The organism is Streptomyces sp. SID9727 (assembly GCF_010550605.1).
Classification (GTDB): domain Bacteria; phylum Actinomycetota; class Actinomycetes; order Streptomycetales; family Streptomycetaceae; genus Streptomyces.
In genome coordinates this window covers 24,915-38,493 of the sequence record NZ_JAAGNI010000072.1, presented here as the reverse complement: position 1 = coordinate 38,493, position 13,579 = coordinate 24,915, and the positions used below count along the sequence as shown (strand labels likewise).

14 protein-coding genes are annotated in these 13,579 nt (G+C 73.5%); 5 read left to right on the top strand and 9 right to left on the bottom strand.

The genetic code is table 11. From position 1 onward, the window contains the following. Nucleotides 1-115: 115 nt before the first annotated feature. From G3I41_RS04580 to G3I41_RS04570, 3 genes are all read right to left on the bottom strand, one after another. On the bottom strand, nucleotides 116-472 hold the full coding sequence (locus tag G3I41_RS04580; protein ID WP_164399009.1) for a DUF952 domain-containing protein: 357 nt from the start codon (nucleotides 470-472) through the stop codon (nucleotides 116-118). Nucleotides 473-553: 81 nt separating this feature from the next. Continuing rightward, complete coding sequence (locus G3I41_RS04575) at nucleotides 554-1,540, bottom strand: NAD-dependent epimerase/dehydratase family protein (RefSeq protein WP_164399018.1); 987 nt, start codon at nucleotides 1,538-1,540, stop codon at nucleotides 554-556. A 122-nt stretch (nucleotides 1,541-1,662) separates the two neighbouring features. Further along, nucleotides 1,663-2,607 carry a LysR family transcriptional regulator gene (locus G3I41_RS04570; protein ID WP_203600203.1) on the bottom strand — a complete coding sequence of 315 codons (945 nt, stop codon included), beginning with the start codon at nucleotides 2,605-2,607 and terminating at the stop codon, nucleotides 1,663-1,665. A 257-nt stretch (nucleotides 2,608-2,864) separates the two neighbouring features. On the opposite strand from G3I41_RS04570, the gene snpA reads away from it, so the two are divergent. Next, the gene (gene snpA, locus G3I41_RS04565; RefSeq protein ID WP_203600201.1) at nucleotides 2,865-3,521 is read left to right on the top strand and encodes a snapalysin; all 657 of its coding nucleotides are present in this window, start codon (nucleotides 2,865-2,867) and stop codon (nucleotides 3,519-3,521) included. Nucleotides 3,522-3,587: 66 nt separating this feature from the next. Here the strand turns inward: snpA and G3I41_RS04560 are convergent, their stop codons facing one another. The 5 genes from G3I41_RS04560 to G3I41_RS04540 form a co-directional block, all read right to left on the bottom strand. Beyond that, the gene (locus tag G3I41_RS04560; RefSeq protein ID WP_164399008.1) at nucleotides 3,588-3,950 is read right to left on the bottom strand and encodes a GntR family transcriptional regulator; all 363 of its coding nucleotides are present in this window, start codon (nucleotides 3,948-3,950) and stop codon (nucleotides 3,588-3,590) included. Nucleotides 3,951-3,952: 2 nt separating this feature from the next. Further along, complete coding sequence (locus tag G3I41_RS04555; protein ID WP_164399007.1) at nucleotides 3,953-4,936, bottom strand: DUF1648 domain-containing protein; 984 nt, start codon at nucleotides 4,934-4,936, stop codon at nucleotides 3,953-3,955. A gap of 98 nt (nucleotides 4,937-5,034) precedes the next feature. After that, nucleotides 5,035-5,709: a DUF6304 family protein gene (locus G3I41_RS04550; RefSeq protein WP_164399006.1), complete on the bottom strand. Its 675-nt coding sequence runs from the start codon at nucleotides 5,707-5,709 to the stop codon at nucleotides 5,035-5,037. Nucleotides 5,710-5,804: 95 nt separating this feature from the next. Then, a complete protein-coding gene (locus G3I41_RS04545; RefSeq protein ID WP_164399005.1) occupies nucleotides 5,805-6,848 on the bottom strand; it encodes a family 2 encapsulin nanocompartment cargo protein polyprenyl transferase in 1,044 nt (347 codons plus the stop codon). A 129-nt stretch (nucleotides 6,849-6,977) separates the two neighbouring features. Then, nucleotides 6,978-8,384 carry a family 2B encapsulin nanocompartment shell protein gene (locus tag G3I41_RS04540; protein ID WP_164399004.1) on the bottom strand — a complete coding sequence of 469 codons (1,407 nt, stop codon included), beginning with the start codon at nucleotides 8,382-8,384 and terminating at the stop codon, nucleotides 6,978-6,980. A 199-nt stretch (nucleotides 8,385-8,583) separates the two neighbouring features. Here G3I41_RS04540 and G3I41_RS04535 point away from each other — a divergent pair, with 199 nt between their 5' ends. The 4 genes from G3I41_RS04535 (at nucleotide 8,584) to G3I41_RS04520 (ending at nucleotide 11,982) form a co-directional block, all read left to right on the top strand. Next, complete coding sequence (locus tag G3I41_RS04535) at nucleotides 8,584-9,033, top strand: Rrf2 family transcriptional regulator (RefSeq protein ID WP_164399003.1); 450 nt, start codon at nucleotides 8,584-8,586, stop codon at nucleotides 9,031-9,033. An 88-nt stretch (nucleotides 9,034-9,121) separates the two neighbouring features. Further along, nucleotides 9,122-10,315: a globin domain-containing protein gene (locus tag G3I41_RS04530; protein WP_164399016.1), complete on the top strand. Its 1,194-nt coding sequence runs from the start codon at nucleotides 9,122-9,124 to the stop codon at nucleotides 10,313-10,315. Between the two features lie 121 nt (nucleotides 10,316-10,436). Beyond that, on the top strand, nucleotides 10,437-11,030 hold the full coding sequence (locus G3I41_RS04525; protein ID WP_164399002.1) for an N-acetylmuramoyl-L-alanine amidase: 594 nt from the start codon (nucleotides 10,437-10,439) through the stop codon (nucleotides 11,028-11,030). 34 nt (nucleotides 11,031-11,064) lie between these two features. After that, nucleotides 11,065-11,982: a pyridoxal-phosphate dependent enzyme gene (locus G3I41_RS04520; RefSeq protein ID WP_164399001.1), complete on the top strand. Its 918-nt coding sequence runs from the start codon at nucleotides 11,065-11,067 to the stop codon at nucleotides 11,980-11,982. Here the strand turns inward: G3I41_RS04520 and G3I41_RS04515 are convergent. Continuing rightward, the gene (locus tag G3I41_RS04515; RefSeq protein WP_164399000.1) at nucleotides 11,964-13,559 is read right to left on the bottom strand and encodes a Na+/H+ antiporter; all 1,596 of its coding nucleotides are present in this window, start codon (nucleotides 13,557-13,559) and stop codon (nucleotides 11,964-11,966) included. The genes G3I41_RS04520 and G3I41_RS04515 overlap by 19 nt on opposite strands. Between the last annotated feature and the right edge of the window lie 20 nt (nucleotides 13,560-13,579).

Here is a 13,579-nt window from a genome sequence, read left to right as displayed (position 1 = left end):
ACGCCGGCCCGGGCCAGCCGGGCGGCGACGCGGCCGCCGAGCGCGCCGCTCGCCCCGGTGACGGCGGTGGGCGGTCCGCTGGTGACGGCGCCGGGGGCGGGGTCGGTGGCGGGGCTCATGCGGGGGTGCCCTCCTCGGACGGCCAGGGGCGCACCTCGACCACCGCGTCGACCGGAAGCGGCCCGTAGAGGTGGGGGAACTCCTCGCCGCCGGGCGCGGCCGCCTCGTACCGCAGGGGTGCGGTGAGCCGGCCCGGGTCGATGACGAGCACCACGAGTTCCTGGTCGGCGGCTCCGGCCCGGCTCCCGGCGCCGTACAGCATCTCGGCCACCCCGGGGAGCTGGTGGGGCAGCGAGCAGTGGATGAAGCCCTCTTCGTGCAGGGTGCGGCCGCGGGTGGACATCTCGTACGTCCCGATCCCGCGGGCCGCCTCCCAGAGCGGTCCTTCGGTGAGGTGCAGCAGTTCGGCCATGGGCCGAGGCTAACTCCGCGACGGCTGAGGAGCGCGGCCCTGTGGACAACCGCTCGCCGCGTCGGCGCGGCGGCCCGCTCCTCAGCCCGCCAGGAGCTTCGCCTCGGTCTCCGGGGCGAGGCCCACGGCGGGGCGGTCGGGGCGCTGGGGCGCCTCGCCGCCGATCTCCCGCAGCCACGTCCAGGTGTCCGCGACGGTCTCCTCGACCGGGCGGCAGCGCAGCCCCGCCGCGTGGGCGAGCCCGACGTCGCCTTGGTGGAGCGTGTCGTACACCTCCCCCGGCGGCAGCCACACCGGCAGGTCGGTCCACGGCTCGACGCCCGCCGCGAGGATCTTCTCCGCCGGGGTCCAGCGCAGTTCGGCGTCCGAACCGGTGGCGCGCACACAGGCGTCGAGCAGTCCGCCCATGGTGGTGTGCCCCGGTCGGCTGACCAGGTTGTACGGGCCGTGCAGCCCGCGCTCCGCCGCGTCGAGCACCCAGTCGGCGAGGTCGCGCGCGTCGATGTACTGGATGTCCGCGTCGGGGGTGCCGGGGGCCAGGACCGGGCCGCCGCGGGCGATCCGGTTCAGCCACCAGGGCAGCCGGCCGATGTTCTCCCAGGGGCCGAGGATCAGGCCCGCCCGGGCGAGGAGGGCGCGGTCGCCGAAGGCGTCCTGGGCGGCCAGTTCGCCGCCGCGCTTGGCCTGGGCGTACGGCTGGCCGTCACCGGCGTCCGGCGAGGCGCCCGCCACCACGGGGCCGTCCTCGGCGAGTCCGGCCGGGGCCGGGTAGGCGTAGACGGAACGGCTGGAGACGTACGTGTAGCGGGCGGCGCGGGTGGACAGCAGGCGGGCCGCGTCGCGCACGGCGGAGGGCGCGCCGCTCCAGGTGTCGACCACCAGGTCCCAGGCGGGGCCGTCGGCGGCGGCGAGCCCGGCCAGGCCGTCTCCGGCGGTGCGGTCGCCGATGATCTCGGCGGTCCCGGGCGGCGGCGCGTGGTGGCCCCGGTGGAAGACCGTGACCTGCCAGCCGCGCGCGAGGGCCGCCTCGGTCACGGCCCGGCCGACGAACTGCGTACCGCCCAGCATCAGAAGCCTCATGTCCCCGACTCTGCCCTGTCGCGGCCCGGCCCGGAACGGTCCACGCTCTCGGCTGAATCACCCGGAGGCGGGAACTCCCCGGCCGGGCCGCCGGGCCGGGCGCGCCGGCCTCAGGAGCGGGCCAGCGGGCTGCGGTTGCGCAGCAGCCACTGGTGGTATCCGGCCACCCGTCGCGCCGCGTCCCGGTAGGCGGCCTCCAGTTCCGCGTAGACCGCGGTCATGTCGGCGCCGGGGCGGGAGACCAGGAGCAGCCGGACCGCGAGCGGGTCGTCGCGCAGCGGGCGGATCGCCATGTCGTCGCGGGGCCCCGAGGTCGGCTGGCAGGGGGCCACCGCCTCGCCGAGGACGACGAGGGAGGCGGCGGTGAGGTAGTCGCCGTGCAGCACGGCGGGGGCCAGCCCCGCCTGGTCGAACATCCGGCGCAGACCGTCCCATTCGCCGTCCACCGTGGGGTCGACCATCCACCGGTCGGCGGCCAGGTCCGCCAGGTCGACCACGGGCAGCGCGGCGGCCGGGTGGTCGCGGGCCATGGAGACGAACTGCGGTTCGCGGTCCACGAGGACCCGCTGCTCCAGCCCGTCCGGGACGGCGAGCGGGCAGCCCTCCACCTCGTGCACGAAGGCCACGTCGAGCCGGTCCGCGTCGACGGCGCGGAGCAGGGCGCGGGCGGAGACGTCGACCCGGAGCGAGATGTCGGTCCCGGGCAGCCTCACGCGGAGCCGGCGCAGCCAGCCGCCGATGACCCGGCTGGCGGTGCAGCCGATGCGCAGCCGGGGTCCTTCGGCGGCTGCGGCTTCCGCCTTCGCGTCGCTGACCAGGGCGCTCATGCCGTCGACCAGGGGGCGGGCGCGGCTGAGGACGGCGTGGCCGAGGAGGGTGGGGCGGCAGCCGGTGCGTTCGCGGCTGAAGAGTTCGGCGCCGAGCGCGTTCTCGATACGGCGCAGCTGCGTGGTGAGCGCGGGCTGGCTCACGCCCAGGGTGCGGGCCGCCCGGTGCAGGCTGCCGGTGTCGGCGATGGCGCACAGCGCCCTGAGGTGTCTCACCTCAAGCTCCATGGTGCCGAGACTAGGGCGGTCCGCCGGGCCGCACCATGGGCCGTAACCCTGCCAAAGGCGGTCGATTCACCGGGCGTTGGGCGTGCGGACCGCATGTGTGCACGGGATGTCCACGCTTCGGCGATAGGGCCGCGTTATCACCGGCTGACATCATCCGCGCGGGCTCCGCTTCCCCGACACTCTCTGCGTACCACCCCCGTCCGAGTCCGATCATCGGACGGGTTCCTCTGACAGGTAACTGGTAGGAGACCCCCCACATGAGACACCCCAGGACCGTCATGTCGGCCGTGCTCGGACTCGGCCTCACCGTCGCCGCGGTGGGCGCGGGACCGGCGATCGCCGCTCCCGAGGCGGCCGCCACGGCCGCGCACGTGGCGTACTCGGCCACGTCCGCCTCGCACGAGGACGCCGCCGCCAACAAGGCGTTCTTCGAGGCGGTCGCGAAGTCGGTGGCCGAGAAGCGGGCGGCCAGCCCCGGCGCCCAGTCCGTCACCATCGTCTACAGCGCCGCGAACGCCCCCAGCTTCCGCACCCAGATAGCCAACAGCGCCTCGATCTGGAACAGCTCGGTCTCCAACGTCCGGCTCCAGGAGGGCTCGAACCCCGACTTCGCGTACTACGAGGGCAACGACTCCCGCGGCTCGTACGCGAGCACCGACGGTCACGGCAACGGCTACATCTTCCTCGACTACACGCAGAACCGGCAGTACAACTCGACCCGGGTCACCGCCCACGAGACCGGGCACGTCCTCGGCCTGCCGGACCACTACTCGGGGCCGTGCAGCGAGCTGATGTCGGGCGGCGGCCCCGGCACGTCCTGCACCAACCCGTACCCGAACGCCAATGAGCGCAGCCGGGTGAACTCCCTCTGGCAGTACGGCTTCGCGGCCACGCTGACCAAGGCCGGTTCCTGACCGTCCCCGCTCGCACCGACGGGCCGCCTCGCGGGACGAGGCGGCCCGTCGCCGTGCCGGAGGCCGTCAGCCGGCGGCACCGTACTGGGTACGGACCAGGGTCAGCAGTTCGTCCGCCGTGAGCCCCAGGACCCTTGCCTCGGCCACGGTCTCGCGGACCCGTTCGAGGAGGCGGGCGCGGTGCGGGGACGCGCCGTCCGCGATGGCCGCGCCCCGGCCCCGGCGCAGCTCGATCAGGCCCTCCTCGCGCAGCCGCTGGTAACCCCGCAGCACCGTGTGCACGTTGACGCCGAGCGAATCGGCCAGGACGCGGGCGGCGGGCAGCCGTTCGCCCGGGGCCGCCGCGCCGTCGGCCACGGCGCGGCGCACGCAGGCGGCGATCTGGTCGCCGAGCGGCACGGTGGAGGTGGGGTCGACCCGGAAGAGCATGGTCAGTGCCCCGTTCGGCGCTGGTCGATCAGCGTGTTGAGGAGCGCGGCCCCGGTCGCCGAGTCGTCCACGGTCACCGCGAAGTCGCGGCCGTTGGTCAGCCGGGCCACGATGCCCTCCCCCGACCGCAGCATGACACCGCTGCGCCCGGGCCGGATGCGGTAGCCCCAGCCGCCGTACTCGGTGAGCGGGCTGATGTCACGGCTGGCCGCCGCCTCTATCCGGTCCAGCGGGACCCGGACGCGCGGCCAGGGCAGCAGCCCGGTGACGGTGATCCCGCGCCGGTCCACGGTGACGTACGGGCGGGAGAAGCTCGCGATGAGCAGCCCGAGAACGAGGGGCAGCACGGCGAAGGGCCAGCCGGCCGTGAACAGCACGGCGACACCGGAACCGACGACCAGGAGCGCCGTGAGCGGCAGCCACCAGGAGCCGGCCCCCCGGGCCCACCCGGCGACCTCCCCCTTCCCCAGCACGACGCGCTCGCCGCCCGCCTCGGGTCCGTCGTCCCCGGCCGGTTCGGGGACGGGCGTCAACGCGGCCAGGAGGTACCCGAGCCCGAAGGCGACGACGCCCGCCCCGAAGGCCGCGGCCATGTGCCACATGGGGAAGTGGATGTCCTGCCCCCGGCCCTGCGCGTCCTCGACCGCGTCCACGTTGATGAGGAGCACGGCCGCCAGGAGGTAGCCGATGAAGGCGGCGAAGGCGTACCCGAAGCCGATCAGCACGCGGTGTGCCGTACCGGCGAACTTCCCGAACCCCGACATCAGCGTCCACAGGAGCCCTGTGCCGAGCAGGACGAGTGTGGTGACGACCAGGTACGACGTCTGGCCGGCGTAGTCGTCCACCCGGCCGTTGCCCACGAAGTGGCTGGCCAGCTGCGCGGGCAGCCGGTCGCGGCGGGTGGCGAAGAGCAGCAGGTCGACGGCGAGTGCGAGCAGGAACGGCAGGGCGGTGAGCACCACGCGGCCGACGGATTTCAGGTTCATTAAAACCTCCCTTGTTCGCATGCTAGTAGAACAATGAAGGTGACGGCAACGAAGGGGCGCACAGGAGAGGGCTGTGAGGCGGTCCGGCGCCCGGCCGGTCAGGCCGTTTCGAGCGGGAACGCTCCCCGGTGGCCCGTACCGGCGCCCTCCGTCGGCCGGGGTTCGAACTCCCGGCAGCTCCAGACCTCCTGGACGAAGCCGGTGCGCCGCTCCCACAGGCCCAGCACGTCCTGCTCACCGGCCGTGCCCCGGTACGCCTCCTTGGCGCCCCGGAAACAGGCGAGCCCTCCGGAGAGGCCGCGACCGGGCGCCGGGGCCGGGAAGTAGTCGGAGAACGCGCAGGCTATGCAGGTCCGCAGACGGACCCCGGGCGGCAGCTCCCGCTGGATCGTCGCCAGCGCGGCCCCGAAGTCGCTCTCGGCCCGCTGGGAACCGAAGGCCGCGCCGCCGAAACGGAGTTCGAGGTACAGATACGGGTCGGGCCTGCGGAGGGACAGCAGGCAGCTCAGGGTCGCCTGCCGCTCCACCCCCTCCGCCATGACGGGGAACGGCAGGTCCCACTCCAGGACGCAGTCGCCCAGGACGCCGTCCGTCAGCGCGAACAGCCCCTGCTCGGCCGGTCCCGCCGCCACCGGGCGCAGGCCGTCGAAGCTGCCGCCCTCGAAGTCCACGCCCCGGACGCGCAGGCGGAGTTGCTGCCCGTCGGTGGTGAGGATGACGGCGTCCGATCCCTGCCGGTCCCGGTACCACCCTGCCCACGACTCATCTGTCATGAGCAGGGACTGTAGCCCCTGCCTCCGACACCGCACCTGCCGCCCTCCGCTTGGGCGGAGCCGTCCTGCGACACCTCCTTCCGGCGGGTGGCCCGTCAGTGCTTCCGGCGGGTGACGAACTCGGCCAGGGCCAGCAGGTCGCCCGCCGCCGACAGGTCCGGGACCGCCCTGGACAAGTGGTGCACGGCCCGCGCCATGCGGTCGGCGGCGCAGCTCTGCGCCCAGTCCCGGCCGCCCGCCCGGTCCACGGCCTCCGCGGCCCGGCTCACCTCGGCGCGGGTGTTCATCGCGCCCCGGTACAGCTCGGCCAGCTCCGCCGCGGCCGGCCCGCCCGCGGTGAGCGCCGCCACCACGGGCAGCGACTTCTTGTGGGCGCTGAGATCCGCGCCGACCGGCTTCCCGGTCTGGGCCGGGTCGCCCCAGATGCCGATCAGGTCGTCGATCAGCTGGAAGGCCAGGCCCGCCTCCCGGCCGAAGCCGTCCATGGCCCGGACGGCCGGCTCGTCGGCGCCCGCGTAGAGCGCGCCCAGGGCGCAGGCACAGCCGAGCAGCGCGCCGGTCTTCGCCGTCGCCATGGTCAGGCACTCGTCCAGCGACACCTGGTCCGGGTCGCGGTCCTCGAAGGCGCAGTCGGCCTGCTGGCCCGCGCACAGCTCGATGACACAGGTCGAGAGCCGGGCCGACGCGGCGGGCGACATCGCTCTGCCGTCCTCGGCGAGCAGCCGCTGGGCCAGGGCCAGCATCGCGTCGCCGGCGATGACGGCGTCCGGGACGCCGAACACCGTCCAGGCGGTGGCCCGGTGACGGCGGGTGTGGTCCTCGTCGATGACGTCGTCGTGGAGCAGGGTGAAGTTGTGGACGAGTTCGACGGCGACGGCGGCCCGGACGGCCTGTCCGGGGTCGCCGCCCAGTGCGCGGGTGGCCGCCAGGACGAGCGCCGGTCTGATCGCCTTGCCCGCGCCGCCCGCCGCCGGGCTGCCGTCGGCGTGCTGCCAGCCGAAGTGGTACATCGCGACCCGCCGGATCGAGCCGGGCAGGGAGGCGACCGCCGCCCGCAGGTGCGGGTCCACGAGGGTCCGGGTGTACTCAAGGAGCGCCGCGGCCTCGTTGCCCTCGGTCGCGGCGTCTGTTCGGGTCATGGTCATCGGTCACCCCTGTCGTTGCCGCCCCCGGCCCGGCCGCTGTCGCGACCGGGCCGGGGGCGTGGGTGGTTGCTGGGAGCGCGGGCGGCCGGGGGCCCGGACCGCCGAGGGTCCGGGCCCCGTGGCTCAGCGCCAGCGGCTGACCTCGACGTTCTCCAGGACACCGAGGGCGTCCGGGACGAGGACCGCCGCGGAGTAGTAGGCCGTCACGAGGTAGGAGATGATCGCCTGCTCGTCGATGCCCATGAAGCGGACCGAGAGGCTGGGCTCGATCTCGTCCGGGATGCCGGTCTGCTGGAGGCCGATGACACCCTGCTCGGACTCGCCGGTCCTCATGCAGATGATCGACGTGGTGCGGGCGTCGCTGACCGGGATCTTGTTGCAGGGGAAGATCGGGACACCGCGCCAGGCCGGCACATGGTGCCCGCCGATGTCCACGCTCTCCGGTACGAGGCCGCGCTTGTTGCACTCGCGGCCGAAGGCGGCGATGGCGCGCGGGTGGGCGAGGAAGAGCTTCGAGCCGCGCCGGCGGGAGAGCAGTTCGTCCATGTCGTCGGGGCTCGGCACCCCGTCGTGCGGCTGGAGCCGCTGACCGTAGTCGCAGTTGTTGAGCAGGCCGAACTCGCGGTTGTTGATGAGCTCGTGCTCCTGGCGCTCGCGCAGCGCCTCGACCGTGAGCCGCAACTGCTGCTCGGTCTGGTTCATCGGCTGGTTGTAGAGGTCCGCGACGCGGCTGTGGACCTTCAGCACGGTCTGGGCGACGCTCAGTTCGTACTCGCGTGGCGCCGCGTCGTAGTCCACGTACGTGTGCGGGACGACGGCCTCGCCGACGTGGCCCGCGGAGAGGTCGATCTCCGCCTCGCCGTACTTGTTGGTGCGCTGCTGCGGAAGGCTCAGCAGGCCGGCGAGATGGGTGCGCAGCGAGTCGGCCCGTTCGGCGAGGTTGAGCACGTCGGCGCGCGTGAGCGTCAGCACCGTGCACGCGGTGACGGCGCGGGCGGTGTACTCCCAGACGGCGTCGCCCTCGATGAGGGAGTGGTCCCCGAAGTAGGCCCCGTCCGCGTGGACACCGAGCACCGTCTCGTCCCCGTAGGGGCCGGTGCCGACCTTCTCGACCTTGCCGTGCGCCAGCAGGTAGACCCGGTCCGCCGCCTCCCCCTCGGTCGCGAGGAGCTGCCCGGCGGGGATGTCGCGCTGCTCGCACCTCCTGGCCAGCTCGGCGAGCACCTCCTCGTCCCCGAAGTCCCTCAGCGCCGGCAGCTCCCCCAGCTCGGCGGGGATGACCGTGACCCGGTCCCCGGTCTGCACGAACGTGACGCGGCCGTCCCCGACCGAGTAGCTCAGCCGGCGGTTCACCCGGTACGTACCGCCCTGCACCTGGACCCACGGCAGCATCTTCAGCAGCCACCGTGAGGTGATCTCCTGCATCTGCGGAGCGGACTTGGTGGTCGTCGCGAGGTTCCGCGCGGCCGCCGTGCCGAGACTCTGCTGCGGCGGCACCTGCGCGTTCTGAACCTCTTCACCAACGGACATCTGTCGTCCTCTCGATCTATCGGCTGACCTGCGGGAAGAACACTTCCAGCACGAGGACGGGGCACGCCATTACACAAAAGAGTGTGACTAATAGTGCTTTGGACGGGGCACAACGCCGCGCGATGCCCACGCGGTCCCCCTGCCACGCCCCACCGGCCTTATTTGGCATCCGGAATGCCATTTACCTACTCTGGCCGCCATGCGGCTGACCAAGTTCACCGACGTCGCGCTGCGCGTCCTGATGCGCCTCGCCGTCGTGAAGCACGAGGATCCGCCGACCACCCGCGAGGTGGCGGCGGTCATGCAGGTGCCGTACTCGCATGCCGCGAAGGTCGTGGCCCGCCTCCAGCACCTCGGCCTGATCGAGGCGCGACGGGGCCGGGGCGGCGGGCTCGCCCTGACCGAGGCGGGCAGGACGGCGTCGGTCGGCGCCCTCGTCCGCGAGCTGGAGGAGCCGGGCGACGTGGTCGACTGCGAGGGCTCCACCCCGTGTCCGCTGCGGGCCGCCTGCCGGCTGCGCGGCGCCCTGCGCGAGGCCCAGGAAGCCTTCTACGCCTCGCTGGCCCCGCTCACCATCGCGGAGCTGACCGCCGCGCCCACCGGTCCCCTGCTGATCGGCCTCGGCAGCGCGCCACCACCCCGGGACTGACCCCCGCCGCACCGGGCCGCCGGCCCGGTGCCTACACTGCCGTTAAATGCGCATCCAAGATGCCAATTCAACATCCGAGGAGTCACCGATGCTCTCCGAGTCGTCCACCGCCACCGTCCGCGCCACCCTGCCCGCCGTCGGCGCGGCCATCGGGGACATCGCCGACCTCTTCTACCGCAAGCTCTTCGACGCCCACCCGGAGCTCCTGCGCGACCTGTTCAACCGGGGCAACCAGGCGTCCGGCGCCCAGCGCCAAGCGCTCGCCGGCTCCATCGCCGCGTTCGCGACCCAGCTGGTCGAGCAGCCCGACACCCGCCCCGACGTGATGCTCGGCCGGATCGCCAACAAGCACGCCTCGCTCGGTGTCACCCCCGCCCAGTACGAGGTCGTCCACACCCACCTCTTCGCCGCGATAGCCGAGGTCCTGGGCGACGCGGTGACCCCCGAGGTCGCCGCCGCCTGGGACGAGGTCTACTGGCTGATGGCCAACGCCCTGATCGCCATCGAGGAGCGGCTGTACGCGGAGCAGGGTGTCGTCGCAGGCGACGTCTGGCGCGAGTGGGAGGTCGTCTCGCGCACCGAGGAGACCGACGACGTCGCCCGGTTCCGCATCCGCCCCGCCGACGGCTCGCCGGCCCCCGCCTTCCGCCCCGGCCAGTACGTCTCCGTCCAGGTCGAACTCCCGGACGGCGCACGCCAGATACGCCAGTACAGCCTCACCGGCGCCCCCGGCTCGGCGCTCCGCTCGATCACGGTCAAGCGAGTGCGCGGCAACGACGCCCCGGACGGCGAGGTCTCCCGCCACCTGCACGCCGAGGTCCGCGCCGGTGACCGGCTCCGGGTCTCCGCACCGTACGGCGACCTCGTGCTGAAGTCCGGCCAGGCACCGCTGCTGCTCGCCTCCGCGGGCATCGGCTGCACCCCGATCCTGTCGATGCTGGAGCACCTCGCGGAGTCGGAGCACCGCGCCCCGGTCACCGTCGTGCACGGCGACCGCTCCCCCGCCGACCACGCGCTGCGCACCGACCACACCGCGCTCACGGCCAAGCTGCACGACGCCGCCGCCCACTTCTGGTACGAGAACCCGGAGGACGGCCACCCGGCCGACCGCACCGGGCTCGTGGACCTGAGCGGCCTCGTCGTCCCCTCGGGCACGCACGCCTACCTCTGCGGCCCGCTGCCCTTCATGCGGTCGGTCCGCACCCAGCTGCTCGCCAAGGGCGTCCCGGCCTCCGACATCCACTACGAGGTGTTCGGCCCCGACCTGTGGCTCGCCTCCTGAGCCAGGCCGTGTCCGGATCGGCTCGCACACGATCCGAACAGGGCCCCGCCGTCGCTCCGCGACCGGTCGGGGCCCTTCCGGCCGGGTAGAACCGCTCCTACACGCACCGAAGGAGCCGGCCATGTCCTCACCCATGTCCGCGAGCGCTTTTCTCGCCGCTCTGAAGAAGGAAGGGCTCACCGTCGTCGAGGTCGGCGACTGGCGCAGCCACAACCGGAACCGCAAGGGCCCGTGGGGCCCCGTGAACGGCGTGATGATCCACCACTCGGCCACCGAGGGGACCGACGCCACCGTCCGGATGTGCCGCGACGGCCACCCCGACCTGCCGGGGCCGCTCTGCCACGGCGTCATCGCCAAGGACGGCCGGGTCCACCTGGTCGGCTACGGCAGGACCAACCACGCGGGGATGGGCGACGGCGACGTCCTGCGCGCCGTCGTCGCGGAGAAGAAGCGCCTTCCCCACGACAACGAGGCCGACACCGACGGGAACCGGCACTTCTACGGCTTCGAGTGCGAGAACCTCGGCGACGGCGAGGACCCCTGGCCCGACGCCCAGCTCGAAGCGATCGAGAAGGTTTCGGCGGCCCTCTGCCGCCACCACGGCTGGACCGCTCGCTCGGTCATCGGCCACCGCGAGTGGCAGCCGGGCAAGGTGGACCCGAAGGGCTTCTCGATGAACGACATGCGGGACCGCGTCCACGACCGCCTGAAGTGAGCACCGGGCGGCGCCCGCCGCCACAATGGACGGCATGCACGCCCCGTCTCCCGCGTCCCGGCTGCGCCCGCTGCTGCCCTCGCCCGTGCAGCCGGCCGACGACGAGCGCTTCGCCCGGCACGGCGTGACGCTGCTGCTCAAGCGCGACGACCTGATCCACCCGGACCTCCCGGGCAACAAATGGCGCAAACTCGCACCCAATCTGGCGGCTGCCGCCGGGCGGCCGGTGCTCACCTTCGGCGGCGCGTACTCCAACCACCTGCGGGCCACCGCCGCCGCCGGCCGGCTCCTCGGATTCCGCACCGTCGGAGTCGTACGCGGCGACGAGCTGGCCCACCGTCCCCTCAACCCCTCGCTCGCCCGGTGCGCCGCCGACGGCATGCGGCTGCACTTCGTGGACCGGGCGACGTACCGCGCCAAGACCGACCCGGCGGTCCTGGCCGGGCTGCTGGAGGCGTACGGGGACTGCGAGGTCGTCCCGGAGGGCGGCAGCAACGCCCTCGCGGCCCGGGGCTGCGCCGCGCTCGGGCGCGAACTGCGGGGCGTGGCCGACGTGGCGGCGGTTGCCTGCGGCACCGGCGGCACCCTGGCCGGGCTCGCCGCCGGACTCGCGCCGGGGCAGCGCGCGCTCGGCGTCCCGGTCCTGCGCGGCGGCTTCCTGGGCGAGGCGGTGCGGGAGCTCCAGCGGGAGGCGTTCGGCGGCCCCGCGGGCGACTGGTGGCTGGACGAACGGTTCCACTTCGGCGGCTACGCCCGTACGACACCCGAGCTGCACGCCTTCGCAAACGATTTCGAGGACCGGCACGGGCTGCCCGTGGAGCGACTGTATGTGGCCAAAATGCTGCACGCGCTCACCGTGCTGGCCGAGGAGGGCGCCTTCCCCGCCGGGACCACGGTCGCGGCCGTGATCACCGGCCGCCCGGACGAGGACGCTCAGCCCTCTTCCCGATAGGCCGCCGCCTCCTCCAGGTCCAGGCGGCGCAGCAGGGTGCGCATCATCTCGTCGTCGATCCTGCGCTCGTCCCGCAGCCGCACGAAGACCTCCCGCTCGGTCTCGATCATCTCGCCGGCCAGCCGCCGGTAGGTCTCGTCCGCCGACTCACCGGTGACCGGGTTGGCCGCGCCCAGGCGTTCCCACACCGCGTTGCGGCGTCGTTCCAGGACGGTCCGCAGGCGGTCCGCGAGGGGCTGGGGCAGCCGGTTGCGCTCATCGGTGAGCAGCGCGTCCAGACGGGCCTCGGCGGCCGTGGACGCCTCGTTCTGGGCCTGCGCCTCGGCCAGCGTGTCGGCCTGCCGGTCCCGGCCCGGGAGCTTCAGCACGCGCACCAGGAGCGGCAGCGTGAGCCCCTGCACCACCAGCGTGCCGATGACGGTGGTGAACGTCAGGAACAGCACCAGGTTGCGGGCCGGGAAGTCCGCGCCGTCGGCGGTGACGAGGGGGACGGAGAAGGCGATGGCGAGCGAGACGACCCCGCGCATCCCGGCCCAGCCGACGATCAGCGGCGAGGTCCAGTCCGTACCGGTCTCGCGCTCCCTGATGCGCCGCGACAGCCACCGGGGCAGGTAGGTCGCCGGGTAGACCCAGACGAAGCGGACCACCACCACGGCCAGGAAGACCAGCACCGCGTACCCGAAGGCGTCCGCCACCGAGTAGGTGCCGAGCCCCTTGAGCACGAACGGCAGCTGGAGGCCGATCAGCGCGAACACGGCCGACTCCAGGACGAAGGCGACCATCTTCCAGACCGCGGCCTCCTGGAGCCGGGTGGCGAAGTCGACCTGCCAGGACCGGTGGCCCAGGTACAGCGCGACGACGACCACGGCGAGCACCCCCGACGCGTGCACGCGCTCGGCCGCCGCGTACGCCACGAACGGGATGAGGAGCGACAGGGTGTTCTGGAGCAGCGGCTCCCGCAGACGGGTCCGCAGCCAGTGCAGCGGGACCATGAGCAGCAGACCGACCCCGACACCCCCGACCGAGGCCAGCAGGAACTCCTCCACCCCCGCGCCCCAGCTGACGCCCTCCCCCACGGCGGCGGCGAGCGCCACCTTGAACGCGGTGATCGCGGTGGCGTCGTTCACCAGGGACTCGCCCTGGAGGATCGTCGTGACACGCGCGGGCAGCCCCACCCGGCGCGCGATCGCCGCGGCGGTGACGGCGTCCGGCGGGGCGATCACGGCGCCGAGCACCAGAGCGGCGGTCAACGGCAGATCGGGCACCAGCAGGTACGCCAGCCATCCCACCGCGACCGTCGCGAACAGCACGTAGCCGACCGAGAGCAGCGCCACGGGCCGCAGGTTGGCCCGCAGGTCCAGATAGGAGCTGTCCACGGCGGCCGTGTAGAGCAGGGGTGGCAGCAGCAGGGGCAGCACGATGTGCGCGTCCAGGGTGTACGACGGCACCCCCGGCACGTACGAGGCGATCAGGCCGACGGCGACCAGGAGAAGGGGGGCCGGTACCGGCGTGCGGCGTGCGAGGCCCGCGGTCGCGGCGCTGCCCGCGACCAGCGCCACCAGGGGCAATGCGTCCATCTCATGATCCTCCCATCCGT

Excerpts from the sequence above, each read along its gene's own strand:
- G3I41_RS04580 (WP_164399009.1), bottom strand. The coding sequence starts at position 472 with ATGGCCGAACTGCTGCACCTCACCGAAGGACCGCTCTGGGAGGCGGCC.
- G3I41_RS04575 (WP_164399018.1), bottom strand. The coding sequence starts at position 1,540 with ATGCTGGGCGGTACGCAGTTCGTCGGCCGGGCCGTGACCGAGGCGGCC.
- G3I41_RS04570 (WP_203600203.1), bottom strand. The coding sequence starts at position 2,607 with ATGGAGCTTGAGGTGAGACACCTCAGGGCGCTGTGCGCCATCGCCGAC.
- snpA (WP_203600201.1), top strand. The coding sequence starts at position 2,865 with ATGAGACACCCCAGGACCGTCATGTCGGCCGTGCTCGGACTCGGCCTC.
- G3I41_RS04560 (WP_164399008.1), bottom strand. The coding sequence starts at position 3,950 with ATGCTCTTCCGGGTCGACCCCACCTCCACCGTGCCGCTCGGCGACCAG.
- G3I41_RS04555 (WP_164399007.1), bottom strand. The coding sequence starts at position 4,936 with ATGAACCTGAAATCCGTCGGCCGCGTGGTGCTCACCGCCCTGCCGTTC.
- G3I41_RS04550 (WP_164399006.1), bottom strand. The coding sequence starts at position 5,709 with ATGACAGATGAGTCGTGGGCAGGGTGGTACCGGGACCGGCAGGGATCG.
- G3I41_RS04545 (WP_164399005.1), bottom strand. The coding sequence starts at position 6,848 with ATGACCCGAACAGACGCCGCGACCGAGGGCAACGAGGCCGCGGCGCTC.
- G3I41_RS04540 (WP_164399004.1), bottom strand. The coding sequence starts at position 8,384 with ATGTCCGTTGGTGAAGAGGTTCAGAACGCGCAGGTGCCGCCGCAGCAG.
- G3I41_RS04535 (WP_164399003.1), top strand. The coding sequence starts at position 8,584 with ATGCGGCTGACCAAGTTCACCGACGTCGCGCTGCGCGTCCTGATGCGC.
- G3I41_RS04530 (WP_164399016.1), top strand. The coding sequence starts at position 9,122 with ATGCTCTCCGAGTCGTCCACCGCCACCGTCCGCGCCACCCTGCCCGCC.
- G3I41_RS04525 (WP_164399002.1), top strand. The coding sequence starts at position 10,437 with ATGTCCTCACCCATGTCCGCGAGCGCTTTTCTCGCCGCTCTGAAGAAG.
- G3I41_RS04520 (WP_164399001.1), top strand. The coding sequence starts at position 11,065 with ATGCACGCCCCGTCTCCCGCGTCCCGGCTGCGCCCGCTGCTGCCCTCG.
- G3I41_RS04515 (WP_164399000.1), bottom strand. The coding sequence starts at position 13,559 with ATGGACGCATTGCCCCTGGTGGCGCTGGTCGCGGGCAGCGCCGCGACC.